Origin of the sequence: Streptomyces sp. NPDC051569 (genome assembly GCF_044454085.1) — a bacterium.
Lineage (GTDB): Bacteria > Actinomycetota > Actinomycetes > Streptomycetales > Streptomycetaceae > Streptomyces.
The window spans coordinates 82,161-95,038 of the sequence record NZ_JBITDJ010000011.1 but is presented as its reverse complement, the minus strand read 5'-3'; the positions used below and the strand labels follow the sequence as shown (position 1 = coordinate 95,038).

The 12,878-nt window shown below is 74.8% G+C and carries 6 protein-coding genes; all 6 read right to left on the bottom strand.

Going from position 1 to position 12,878, the window contains the following annotated elements; all coding sequences use genetic code 11:
- Positions 1-23 precede the first annotated feature (23 nt).
- The 6 genes from ACIBAE_RS17885 to ACIBAE_RS17860 are packed head-to-tail and all read right to left on the bottom strand — an operon-like array spanning position 24 to position 12,872.
- Positions 24-1,901, bottom strand: a complete 1,878-nt coding sequence (locus ACIBAE_RS17885; protein ID WP_399285950.1) for a hypothetical protein — start codon at positions 1,899-1,901, stop codon at positions 24-26.
- Positions 1,898-5,527 (bottom strand): DUF5682 family protein, encoded by a 3,630-nt coding sequence (locus ACIBAE_RS17880; protein ID WP_399285947.1) that lies wholly within the window; start codon positions 5,525-5,527, stop codon positions 1,898-1,900. Before ACIBAE_RS17880 ends, ACIBAE_RS17885 begins: the two co-directional genes overlap by 4 nt.
- A complete protein-coding gene (locus tag ACIBAE_RS17875; protein ID WP_399285945.1) occupies positions 5,514-6,677 on the bottom strand; it encodes an AAA family ATPase in 1,164 nt (387 codons plus the stop codon). Before ACIBAE_RS17875 ends, ACIBAE_RS17880 begins: the two co-directional genes overlap by 14 nt.
- A complete protein-coding gene (locus ACIBAE_RS17870) occupies positions 6,674-11,713 on the bottom strand; it encodes a hypothetical protein (RefSeq protein WP_399285943.1) in 5,040 nt (1,679 codons plus the stop codon). Before ACIBAE_RS17870 ends, ACIBAE_RS17875 begins: the two co-directional genes overlap by 4 nt.
- Positions 11,710-12,594: a DUF4132 domain-containing protein gene (locus tag ACIBAE_RS17865; RefSeq protein WP_399285941.1), complete on the bottom strand. Its 885-nt coding sequence runs from the start codon at positions 12,592-12,594 to the stop codon at positions 11,710-11,712. Before ACIBAE_RS17865 ends, ACIBAE_RS17870 begins: the two co-directional genes overlap by 4 nt.
- On the bottom strand, positions 12,507-12,872 hold the full coding sequence (locus ACIBAE_RS17860; protein ID WP_399286139.1) for a hypothetical protein: 366 nt from the start codon (positions 12,870-12,872) through the stop codon (positions 12,507-12,509). Before ACIBAE_RS17860 ends, ACIBAE_RS17865 begins: the two co-directional genes overlap by 88 nt.
- Positions 12,873-12,878: the final 6 nt, after the last annotated feature.

The window sequence follows — 12,878 nt, the reverse complement described above, 5'->3', positions numbered from 1 at the left end:
CGTAGGACGACAGGCCGTACCGATCAGTTCGTCTCGGCGGTCTCGGTGGCCGGTATGTCCGGCGGCGTCCAGGCCGCCAGCAGCAGGGATTCGGTTGCCGCCGTCGCGTAGACCGCCGCGGCCAGCCAGGCCAGTGCGAAGCCTTCGGGATCGGCCGGCAGGAGCCGGCCCAGGACATCGTGACGGCGGGCCGAGGCGGCCTCCGCCAGGGCCTGGATCCGCTCCGCGCCGGTGGTGAGGCCCACCGCCCGCAGTCTGCGCGGGAGTTCCCCGTCCGCCGACGCGGCGGAGACCGCCCGGCCTCCCGCGACCGCGCGGTCCACGGTCCTGCGCAGCAGATCCAGCTCGACCGGGAGCGCGGGCGGCGCGGCCGCCACCGGCCCGGCCACCGGGACGGCCCCGGCCGGGATGTGTGAGCGGTTGAGCCGGCGGAGCCCCAGGTCCGCGCGGACGGGCTCGCCGTCATGGCCCGTCCAGCACGCGGCGAGCACGTGGACCCTGTCGGGACGGTCCGGCAGAGCCCGGACGATCAACCGCAGCGCGAGCCCGGGGCGCGCGGCGAACAGCTGAAGGTTCTCGGCGTAGGGGAGTTCCGGCCGCTCGTCCGGCGCCGACAGTCTCAGGGTGGGGCCTCCGGAGACCGAGAAACCCGCTCCGGTGACCGTGCCGTCCAGGAAGAGCAGATCGCCGCCCGCCGCGCGCGCGTCCGCCGGCTTCGTCAACCAGCGCAGTGCCGAAGCCAGTTGACTGGCGGGGGAACGCTCCCAGAGGGCGGCGAGCGGCGGTTCGTGCCACCCCGTTCCCGGGGCGCGTACGGAACGCACCTGCCCGCCACCCCCGATCCGCCCGTCCGGTGAGACGACCGGCGCCGTGAGGATCACCCCGCCGCTGTCGCCCAGGTCGCGCAGCGCGAGACCGCAACCGCCCGGGACCGGTGTACCCGACGCCTGGCGAGCGCGCTCGGGCCCGCCGGGTGCGATGTCCGACAGGGTGCGGAGGCCACCGTCGGGCGCGAGGGCATAGGTGGTGGCGCCCGCGTAACCGGAGGCCGTCACCACCGGCTCGGTGAACAGTCCGTGCAGCCGGAGCGGCCCTTCCTGTCGGTAGGCGCGCCGCGCGGGGGACAGCGCCTCGGCCGGGTTCCGTACCAGATCCAGCAGCGCCGTCAGCTCGGCGGAGAGCCCGGACAGCCGGAACGCCGGGTCGTCGGAGTGGGCTTCGCCGAGGCGTCGCGCGATCCGTACGGCGGTGGCGGCCGGCCGGTGCAGTCCGGCCAGCCGCGCCGAGTGCGCGGCGTGGAGCAGCTCGGCCCGATGGACCGCGCCGGCCCCGGTGACACCCGCCACGAGAACGGTCGTCACCGCGTGCCGCAGGGCGCGGAGAGCTTCGTCCTGGGCGGGAGTCGGGGCCGGCGGCCCGGGGGTGCCGGGCGTGCACGGGTCGGCCGGAAGCCCGGCCGTGGAGTCGGCCGGCGTCTCCAGGGCGCGCGGGGGACCGGGCGTCGTCGGGTGGGGAGCCGTCGGGTGCGGTGTCGTCGGGTGCGGTGTCGTCGGGTGGGGCGCCGCCGGGTGGGGAGCCGACGGGTGGAGTTCTCCTTCCTCCTCGACCGCGAGCGGTGCGCTCGACAGGACTGCCGCCCGGTGCAGACAGGCCGGGGCCAGGAGACAGGTGCACACCGCGTCGTCGGAGCCGGCCACGATCCCGGAGGTGACCTTCAGGGTCACCTCCGTGTCGTCCGCGACACGGACGAGGACCCCACCGGGCATGGCCTCCACCGGCCAGGCGGCTGCCTTCGCCACCGCGCCGTCCACGCGTTTACGCAGCCGGGCGGGGAGCAGATCGAGCGCCGCGGCCGCCACCTCGGCGGTCACCGGCGGGAGTGCCGGAGCGGAGTCCGTCATCGGTGTGCACCTCCTACGCGTTCGCCGACCCAGCGGGCCAGCTCCAGGGGGCTGAGCGCCGCGACCGGCATGCCCGCTCCCACCAACTGGCCTGCCACGCCCACCGAATAGCGCGGCCTGCCTTCGTCGTCGAGCGAGGCGCAGCCCAGGACGTGGCACCCCGCGTCGACCAGAGCCCGTACTTCCGTGAGAAGCGGGGAGACCGGACCGCCCTCCTCGAAGTCACTGATCAGGACGACCAGGGTGCGCGACGGCGCCGTGACCAGGTCGCGGGCGTGCCGCAGCCCCCGCGCGATGTTCGTGCCGCCGCCGACCCGGACCTCCAGCAGCAGGCTCAGCGGGTCCTCGACCTGGTCGGTGAGGTCGAGGACCTCGGTGGAGAACGCGACGAAGTGCGTGCTCACCGCCGGGACACCGGCCAGTACGGCGGCGGTGAGCGCGGCCCAGACCGTCGAGGCCTCCATCGAGCCCGACACGTCGACGACCAGGACCAGCCGCCAGTCGGCCGTCCTGCGGGCGCGCGTACGGAAGACCGGATGTTCGGGAAGGACCGTCACGGCGCCGGTGTCCGGGTCACGCCGGGCGCTCGCCAGATTCGCGCGCAGCGTACGGGCGAGATCGAGCGGGCCGCCGGGGCGGCGGGTGGGGCGCGGATGGGAGAGCCCGGTGAGCGCGGGACGCAGCCGGTTGGCGAGCGCCTCGGTCAATTCGGCGACCAGCCTGGCCACCAGGGGCCGCAGCCGGCTGAGCTGTTGCTCGGGGAGGCCGCCCGCGTACGAGAGGACCGTACGCAGCAGCTCCACGGAGGGCCGCGCGGCGGCCGGATCGAGCTCCAGGGCGGCGTCGAGGCGGCCCGTGTCGGCGGCAGCGGCGAGTACCTCCTCCCGCACGCCCGGTCCGAACAGCGCGGACAGCTCCTCGGACCAGGAGCGGACATCGGGGAACGGTGCCTCGTCTCCGCCCCTGGAACCTCCTGTGCCTCGTTCCTCGCTCCGGGCCCCCTCACCGCGCCCGTACCCGTACAGCTCGTCCAGCGCCCCGGCGAGCCGCGCGGCGCTCCCGGTGAGGCCTTGCCCCCGTCCGAGGATCAGCCGCCACCGCTCCCCGGGGGTGAGGGCTCCGGCCGGACCGCCGGGCGCCGTTCCGGCCCACGGCTCCGGCCGGGCGCCGGGTGGTGCCGCGTCCATCCGTACCGCCGGCTGCCCCGGGCCCGTCCCCAGTCCCCTGGCCGCCAGCGCCTCCCGGCCCGCCAGGTCCGCCGAGGCCAGCAGGGCCAAGGCGGTCGGATCCGTCAGGGGTCCCGGGAGGGTGCCCGCGGCGAGGCCCGTGCGGTCCTCGACCGTGGCCAGCAGCCGGGCCCGGGCCGCCGGGGAGAGCGTGTCGAAGCCCGCGCGCAGCGAGGGCAGCCGGTCCAGGAAGCCCCGGTCGGGCAGGGCCTCGATCCGTTCCAGCAGCGGATCGAGGGCACCGCCCGCCTCCAGCAGCGGGGCCGCCGCCAGCAGTGTCCCGCGCAGGAATCCCGCCAGACCGGCGCGGAGGACGGGCGTCGTCGCGCTGTCCACGCGGGAGGCCAGGCGGATGCCCAGCTCGGCCGTGTCCCGGGAGCCGAGCAGCACCCGGGCCGCTCCCGCCGCGCCCCGGATCAGTGGAGTGGCCTCGTCCTCCAGCCGGGCGAGCGCGGCATCGAGCCGTAGTCCCCCGCCGAGCGCCGAGGTCGCCCGGTCGGCCAGGGAGACCAGCGCACGCGCGTCGGCAGGTTCGGTGGAACCGGTCAGTCCGTCCAGGGCGCGGACCCCGGCGGCGGTCAGTTCCTCAGCGGCCCCGCCGAGCGCGGCCCGCTCCCACCGCGCCGGAATCCCCGGCAGATGGCCTGACCTGATCCGGTCCAACAGGGAGAGGGCGGAGATCAGTTCGGGGAGGGTGCCGGACGCCGGCAGCAGCCCGGCCGTCTCCGACAGGCGTTCCGCCGCGAGCGCGGGCAGCCCGCAGAGCGCCGCCTCCTCCAGACCGGCGAGTACTTCGGTGGCGGTCGGGCCGCCGGCCCGCCGCTCGGCGGCCCACCGCTGCCGCAGCATTCCGGCCGCCGCCTGATCGAGTGTCACCCCGTGCACGCCCGTCACATCGAGCATGGCGGTGGTCGACGGGGACCAGGCCACCGCCCACCGCGTGGTCAGCGGGGCGGCGTCCGCGACACCCGCGACACCGCTCTCCTCCCCGTACGGGATACGGCAGGCCGCCATGCGTCGCAGGCACAGCTCGCGGCGCCGGTCCAGCTCACCCCGGTGGGCGTCGAGCCGCAGTTCCCGGCGGCCGGGGGCCGCCGGCGTGGGCAGGGAGAGCTCGCCGAGCAGTTCCTCCACGGCCGGTCCCAGCCCTGACCGGGGTGTCCCGGGCGCCGGCCGCCCCCGCCGCACGCCGACCAGGACCCGTTCCATGGCGGCGGCCACGACCCGGCCCCGGCCGTACAACTGCCCCTGCGTGAGCACGGTCTGCGCGGCCTCCGCCAATTCCCCGCGCCCGGCGGCGGGAAGCCCGCGCAGCGCCGCCAGGTCCCGGGCGACCCGGACCACCTCACGGGCGTCGGCCGGTCCGCTGGGATGCCCGGCCTCCCGTACGGCGGCACAGATCCGTACCGCCGTCGCGGTCAGCAGATCGTCCAGCAGGGCGGGATCGCCCCCGGCCAGATACACCCCGCGCTGCCACTCCGGATCCCTGATCCCGGCCGGGTAGCCGGACCGCTCGTCGAGCAGCGCGTACGAGTACGGCACGAGCGACGTCACGACGGACGCGGTGGCGCGGGACGGATCCGTGCCGCCGGACGGCCGGCCGGGCTCCACGGTCCCCGGCAGCAGCGCCGGTGCGTGGAACGCGCCGATCACGGCCGCCGTGCGGCGATCCCCGTGCTCGGCCAGCCTGCGCCGCATGTTGGCCTCGCGCCGCAGGTCGTACGGGCCGACCGGGCCCGCGTCGGCCCGCAGCGCCCAGCCCACCAGCAGCGCGGCCCGCCGCAGGGACTCCGGGCCGGAACCGGGAGCCGCCGCCTCGACCAGCCGGTCCCACAGATCGTCCCCCGGCCGCCCGCCGGCCCGAGCGCGCAACGCGGCGGTGAGCGCCCCTCCCGCCGGCGGGCCCGGGTCACCGGCCGGGGACCCGGGCTCCGGACCGGGAGCGCCGCCCGGCTCCCGCGCCGCCAGCGGCAGATCGAACGGCACGACCTCCACCCCCGCCTCCCGCGCCCAGCGGATCGCCGCCAGCTCCGGCGAGAACTCCGCGAACGGCAGGAACACCGGTCCGCCGGAGGCGTCCCCCCGGCTGCCCGCCAGAGCGACCGGAGGCACGGTCGCCGGGTCGGCGAGAAACGGCAGCCAGGGCGCGAACTCCTCCGGCAGCTCGACGAACAGCGTCTCCGGCGCCGCCTGCGCCAGCATCGCCGGAACAGCCGCGGCCAGCGCGGGGGAGTGGTGGCGCACCCCGATCAGATACGGCTCCCGGCACCCGGCGAGCTCCGCCAGGGCGGCCTCAGGGGCCCGGCCGCCCGGAGCCGCCCCCGAGCCGCCGCTGCGCAGACTTCCGGGCTCAGCCCCCGAGCCGCCGCCCGGCACCCTCCTCGGCTCAGCCCAGTTCATCGCGCAGCTCCCACAGCGTCCGCCACAGCGGAGCCCCGGCTTCCGCCCGGCGCCTGACCGGGCCGTCCCAGTACCCCAGCAGGCGCGCGTGGTCCGCCGGGTCGTCCTTGCGGACCGTGCCGAGCAGATGACCGGGCAGCGTACGGACGACATCCCGGCCGTCTCCGAGATAGGCCGCACCGAGCCCCATCGAGATGGCCACATGGACCGCTTCGGCCGTCGACATGACCGTCGAGGGGCGTTCGATCTCCCAGCCCTCCGAACTCCGCCCGGTCCGCAGGTCCCGGAACGCCGTGACCAGTGCTTCGAGCACGGTGTCGTCCACCGAGAAGCGCGCGCCGCCCCGCACCAGTGCCGCCGTGGCCTGGCCGCGCACCAGCTCGGTCTCCGCGTCGAGATCACCGATGGGGCCGACCGTCTCGAAGTTGAACCGGCGCTTCAGGGCGGCGGACATCTCGGAGACGCCCTTGTCACGGAGGTTCGCGGTGGCGATCAGGGTGAAGCCGGGCACGGCGTGCACCGTGCTGTCCCCGTCCTCCCCACCGGCCAGTTCCGGTACGGACATGCGGCGCTCCGACAGGAGCGAGACCAGTGCGTCCTGCACCTCCGGCAGACAGCGGGTGACCTCCTCGACCCGGGCGACCGCGCCGCGCGTCATGGCTGTGAGGACGGGGGAAGGCACCAGCGCCTCCCGGCTGGGCCCCTTGGCCAGCAGCATCGCGTAGTTCCAGCCGTAGCGGAGCTGGTCCTCCGTGGTGCCGGCCGTGCCCTGCACGGTGAGCGTGCTGGTGCCGCACACCGCGGCCGACAGCAGCTCGGAGAGCATCGACTTGGCGGTGCCGGGCTCGCCGACGAGCAGCAGTCCGCGCTCACCGGCCAGCGTCACCACGCAGCGCTCCACCAGAGCCCGGTCGCCCACGAACTTGCGGGACACCGCGAGCTGTCCGCCGTCCGGCGACCGCAGTGGTTCACCGTCCGTACCGCAGACGAACAGCACGACGGCGCGCGGTGTCAGCCGCCACCCGGGAGGCCGCGGCCCCGCGTCGTATCCCGCCAGAAACGCCAGCTCCGCCGCGTACCGATCCTCCGGCAGCTCCATCTGCCGGCCCGACCGGGTCTCCGTCGCCGTCTTCACACCTGTCCCTGTCATCGTCTCCCCCTCCGGCCGGTACGGCCCTGGAACTCCTCGAACCCCGGCCTGTCGCCGTCGGCCACCCGCCGCCACGCGGCCTCGTACAACTCGGGCACCGGCCGGTCCGGCACCACGAAGCCCGGCAGGTCCCACGGCAGCAGGACCGTCTTCCAGGTCTCCGCCGGCAACCGTGGCGGCGTCCTCTGCTCCAGCCAGCCACCGGGCAGGAACAGCGACCGCCCGGCTCGCGCCCGCCGCGCCTTCACCACCAGCTCGGTGGCGGCCAGTTCGGCCCGCGCCTTCTTCAGCCTGGCCGGCTTCCAGCCGGTCCACGCCGCCTGGTTGCGGTCGGTCGGGTCGGGCAGTGCGAGCAGCATCAGATAGACAGCGGCCGCGTCCTCCGAGAGCCCGAACCGCTCCGCCGCCTGTCTCACCGGTCCGGGAGCCCCGCGGCTCGGGTCCTGCGGTGACCCCGCCGGGCCGTCCGCCGACACGAGCACCGTGAACTCCTCGCTCAGCAGCGTCCGCAACGCTTCCAGCCCCGGCGCCGCCCGCGCAGTCGCCACCAGCAGCTTCAGGTCCGGATGGTCGGGACCGCCCTCGCCGCCGTCCTTCCCGCCGCCCTCGCCGCCGTCCGTGGCGCCGTCGCTCCAGGCCGCCGGCAGCACGGCCGCCGGCCGTACCCACACCTCGTCGCCCTGCCTTCTGTACGGCATCGGCGTCAGCACCAGCGCGGCCGACAGCTCGGACATCTCCTTCTCGTCCCCGCCGCGCTCCGGGGCGAGGCCGTACGCCTCCCGCAGCCGAGGGGACACGGCGGTGTAGGCCGAATCCCAGGTCACGCCCAGGTCCAGCAGCAGACCGGGGTCGGCGAGCCGCTCCCGCAGGATGCCCAGGGTCAGCGGCAGGACGGCACGGAGCGGGTCGCCGTACGGCAGCCGGTAGGCGAGCCAGCGCAGGGCTGCCACCCAGCGCTGGACCGTATTCCCGGTCAGCAGCCGGTCCGGATCCACCGGCGCGGGCCGCCCTTCGACGAGCCGCTGCTGGGTACGGCCGGTGAGCTGCGGCTGCCACTCGGGGTTGAGCACCTCCTCCACGGAGCGCCCGTGGTCGGCCGTCTCGGCCGTCATCGGCCTGAACAGCGAAGGCGGCGTGGGCCGTCGTCGGCCGCGTGCGGCGACCCACCTCTCCACCAGCGGTGCCGTCGCGAAGCCCGTGCTCCACAGATCCGCCACCCGCGCCGGGTCACCCGGCAGCAGCAGCGCGGTGAACGCCCGCGACTGCCCGAAGGTCAGCGCGGCCAGCGTGGAGACGGCGACCTGCGCCTCCGCGTTCTTGGCGCCCAGCGGTTCCAGATACTCGGCGGTCAGCACGTCCCGGCTCCGATAGCCCAGCTGGAGCAATGCGGCGGCCGCCGGGGTGATACCGACCTGGTCGGCGAAGTCCGTGGCGTTCTCCGGGTGGTACGGCAGTGGACCGCGCTCCCGCACCAGTTCCAGCAGGCGGCGGACCGCCGGGGCCCGTACCTGGTCCCCCGCCGCGCCCAGCACCTCGGACGAGAGGAGCGTGCACCCGTCCCAGCCGCCGAAGACCCCGGCGGGGTCGTACTCGACGCACTGCCAGAAGCCGTCCCGCTGCTCGCTCCGCAGCCGGCCCAGGAGCACCAGCCGCCGTGCTCCCGCGTGCCGCACCTCACCGACGTGCTCGTCCCCCTGGAAGGTCCCGGGAATCCGCAGCTCCAGGGTGCGCAGCCGGCCACGCGGATCGATCAGGACGGCGTCACCCCCGGCCTCCACGCCCAGTGCCGTGTCGAGGAACTCCAGCAGAGCCGCGCGGTGCGTCTGCGACGTGACCGGTGAGGCCGCACGCAGCGCGAGCGCCGCCATCCCGGTGCCGCACAGAGTCAGCCACTGTTCACCCGGACCGGGAACGGCCTTCCGCCCCGGGGCCGCGCCCGGTGCCAGCACCCCCGGCAGCGCCAGGATCTGCTGGATGACCGTGGTGTTGTTCCGCGACCCGCGTTGGTAGAAGTAGCTGTACGCCGGTGTCACGAAGCCCCGGAACGCCTCGCTCAGAGTGCCGTCGTGGGCGTGCAGGACCGTCGGCTCCGCCGGTGCGGTGGAATCCTGTCGTCGTGCGGCCCGTTCGGCGAGGACCCCGATGCGCTTGCCCTGGCGGTCCGCCTCGTCCACGAGTCCGGCCACGCCCGCCACCAGCGCGGGATGGGTGATCTCCGGCAGCACCCGGCGCACGGCCTCCCGCGTGGTCGCTCCGCCGGTGACGGCGGTCAGCAGCGCCTGCGCGTCCGCGTCCGTCACCGTGCGCAGCGCGGCCGAGCCCGCCTCGTCGCGGGGCCGCAGCGCGTGCCAGTACGCCAGCGGGGGCACCAGGGCGCTGCCCGCCGCGTAGCCGCCGCCCCGGCGCCCTTCGGGCAGATGCGCGAGCTGTACTCCCTCGGCGTCGTACAGATCGATCTTCGTCTCGTACCCGCGTGACTCACGCGGATGCAGCACGGCTCCGCCGGGCAGCCGCAGCGGCGGCACCGGAACGCCCTCGCCGAAGTGGCGCGTGCGGTCACCGGAGGACACGGACACGGCGGGGCTCCGACTGCCGTCCACCGAGCAGGCCGTGAGCGTCCCCTTCTCCGGGTCATGCAGTACCCACCAGCCCAGCAGCCCGTTCTCCGTGCCGAACGGCGAGGATTCCAGACCTGGTTGTACGGGCAGCAGCCGACAGGACCCGGCCACCAGCTGTCCCCGGCCCCCGGCCAATGCCGAGTCGAAGAAGGCGGGCAGTGACACCCGGCCCCTGCGGGCCGACTCCGGGTCGTACTCCCACCACTGGTCCTCGTGCAGCACCCAGAGGGAGATGCCGTCCGACGCCACCTGACGGCGCTCCGCCGCGAACGAGGTGTCGCCCGCGTACACCGGCCGGCCGCCGTAGCAGCGGCCGCCGTCGGGCAGCGCCAGCGAGGGTGTCCGGGCATCCGTGCCATGGTCGTTCAGCTCGCCCACGGGTGTGAACACCTCGGCGGGCCGCCCCGACCACAGGGCACGCCGGTCGTCGCCGTGGCCCTGCGCGATCAGCCACTGACCTCCGGCATAGCGGATCGCCGTCGTGTCCCAGGGGGTGGCTGTGGATGTCTTCGGCGGTGTGAGCACCCGCTGGTCGATCACGCCCGTGGGACCCACCGCCGCGACCTGGGTCCCGACCCGGACGAGCAGGGCCGGCCAGGCGTCCGTCAGCTGGTACCAGGATCCGGCGGTATGACGGTGACGCTGCCCGGCGGCCTTCGGATCGACCGCACCGAGCTCCGGCAGGGCCTCCTCCAGCGCGGGCCAGCCCAACTCGTCGAAAATGCCCGCCCGCAGCGTGCGCGCCAGGACCGGCGCGGTCGGAATCGCGGTGATCCGCGCCACCGCTTCCGGTGCCACGGCCAGCAACGACGGCGTGGAGAAGCGGGTCATTCGCCCCAACTGCCGTCCCAGCTCAGGAAGTCCGAAAGGTCCTGCCAGGTCGTCGGCCCGTTCACCGAACCAGCCGACCAGGGCGGTACGCAGGGCGGGATGGCCGGCGATCCTGTCGAGCCGCTGGGGCTCGCCGCTCTGGGCGATCCGCTCCACGCCCGCCCGCAGCAGCGGGATGAACCGGGGATCCGTGGTCAGTGCCACCAGATCCCTGCGCCCCTCACTCTCATCGGACAGCCAGCCGGCCAGCTCCAGAGCCCAGTCGGCCGGGGGACCGTCGACCGGCACCCCGCTCGCCAGGCAGGCGTCGAGCAGATCCAGGTCGGCGGCGGTGCGCCAGCCGTGGCCGCCGACCAGTCGTACCGGCGTGCCGTCGGCCGAGAGCCGCTCCGCCAGCCGCTCCAACAGGGCCAGTTCGGCCGCCAGTCGCTTCGTGGACCGCCAGCCGCGCTGCCGGTGCGCGGCCCAGGACGACAGCCACTCGGCAGCCGGAACCGAGCCGTCCATCAGCATGTCGACCGCCCCGCACCGGTCCAGCAGGGCCAGCCAGGAGGCGTCGAACTCCTCCGGACTGTCGCCGCCCGTGACCGGAAACAGCGTCAGCAACCGCTCCCGCACGGTCCGGTCCCGCGCCGCCAGGGCCGTCAGTGACGGCAGCGCGGATTTCCAGAAGCTCGCCGCCGCCCGGTTCATCGCACCGGTGTGCATGATCTCCGCCAGCAGCGATCCTTCCTCGGCAGCCACGTCCAGCCCCGCGCCCTTCGCCAGCCGCCGCAGATCCTCCAGCATCCCCGCGTACGGGGCGAGCCCGGCCGCACACCGCTCCAGCGAGACCGCCCGGAACTGGCCGAACGCCTCCGCCGCCGACAACCGGACCGTCAGCGCCTTCGCGTGCTCACGCAGTGCCTTGCCGCTCAGTGCCCCGGCCGCGGCGAACTCCAGGAACACCTCCCGCAGCCGCTCCTCGTCCACCGCCAGCGCATGCCGCTGCTCTGCCGCCCGCGCCTTCCCGAAGAACACCGAGGCGTTCCGGCTGGAGTCGACGGCCAGGAAGAGCCGCCCCACCTGCTCGTAGAAGGTGGGCAGGAATCCCGGCACGGACCGGTCGAGCCGATCGCCGATCTCGTCGAACCCGTCCATCGCCAGCCCGGGCTTGGTGGCGACGAGACGGGTGAGCCGCTCCATCTCCTTGACCACGGCGAGCGCGTGATGGCCGTTGGCCGGGTCGTGCACGAGCGCCCAGGCGGGGAAGCTGAGCGACCGCTGTCTGACCCGGCCGACTTCATCCACCTCGGCCCCGCCGAACCCCAGATACTCCAGCGCCAGGTCCTCGGCCGCGCCGATCGCCCCGGGCACCAGCCGGACCACCGTGCGGTCGTCCAGCGCGGGATGTCCGTACGCCCGGGCTGTCAGTACATCGCCCGCGGTGCCGCCGAGGGGCAGCACCGCGCCGGTCTCCAGCAGGTCCTCGGCCGGCAGGTCCGCTGTCAGCAGGCCCGTGCCGAGCAGGCCCGTGCCGAGCAGACCTGTGCCGAGCAGACCTGTGCTCTCCGCCGGCTTTCCGCCCGGCAGTCGCCCCCCGTTCACAGCGCCCCCTCTTCATCGCTCTCGATCACGCGGCCCGCGTACACCAGCGCGGCCATCCGTTCGCCCTCCGACCAGGCGACCGGTCCCACCTCGGTGAGCGGCAGCCGCCGTCCGGCCGCGTCACGCCACTCCAGCGCGCCGGTCAGCGTCTCCGACTCGGGATAGTCGTCACCCAGCCAGTACGCCGCCTCCAGCTGACGGCCGCCCTCCACCAGCGCGCACACCGCCTGACCACCCCGGACCCGGTAGCCCAGTGAGGTCGCCCGCCCGGTGGCATGCCGCAACTGCCCGAACTTCCCATGGGCGTACGCACGCCAGTTCGTCCCGGTGGAAGCGGCTTCCGGCCGCCGCCACACCTCACGGAACAGCTGCTCCACGCTCTGCGTGATGCCCAGCTCCGCCGCGAACTCCCTCAGCTCGGCCAGGTCTTCGAGCAGCACGGGATGCGGAATCAGTACCGTCTCCACCTCGACCGGGTCCAGCCGCACCGAGTCCCCGTCCAGGTCGACGATTCCCACTCCCCGCACCGGATCCGCGTCCCGCAGAAACCCGGCACACGCCGTGTCGGCCGAGCCGTCCCCGGCCACCGGCACGACCACCAGGTCGCGCAGCGCGCCCTGCCAGGCCGGGTCCGGCCATACCCGCGCCAGCAGTGCCACCGGCACCGGCAGTGAACGCGCGAGCCAGGTATCCACCTGCTCCCGGCACTCCCGCTCGTGCCGCTCCAGCCACTCCGCCAACTGCCGCAGCCGGACGACCTCGGCGTCATCCTTGAGCTTCGCGGGCACCTGCTTCAACGGGCGGCCCGCGGCACTGCGGCACACCACCCGCGTGCCGTCCAGCGTGACGGCATACCCGCCCGACGTTTCGATCCAGCCCATGGCAGGACCCCTCCCCCGACCTTCTGGTTCCGAACGGATTTCACAGTAGGTGACGGGTCTGACAACGCTCCCGGAGCGCCGGGGAGGTGGGGGAAAAGCACGGAGGACACCGACGCGGCCCGCATCCCTGGATGACGTCGGCCCGGACGGCCCGGCCCGGACGGCCCGGCCCGGACGGCCCGGTCCAGGACGGCCCGGTCCAGGACGGCCCGGTCCAGGACGGCCCGGTCCAGGACGGCCCGGTCCAGGACGGCCCGGTCCAGGACGGCCCGGTCCAGGACGGC

Excerpts from the sequence above, each read along its gene's own strand:
- ACIBAE_RS17880 (WP_399285947.1), bottom strand. The coding sequence starts at position 5,527 with ATGAACTGGGCTGAGCCGAGGAGGGTGCCGGGCGGCGGCTCGGGGGCT.
- ACIBAE_RS17875 (WP_399285945.1), bottom strand. The coding sequence starts at position 6,677 with ATGACAGGGACAGGTGTGAAGACGGCGACGGAGACCCGGTCGGGCCGG.
- ACIBAE_RS17885 (WP_399285950.1), bottom strand. The coding sequence starts at position 1,901 with ATGACGGACTCCGCTCCGGCACTCCCGCCGGTGACCGCCGAGGTGGCG.
- ACIBAE_RS17865 (WP_399285941.1), bottom strand. The coding sequence starts at position 12,594 with ATGGGCTGGATCGAAACGTCGGGCGGGTATGCCGTCACGCTGGACGGC.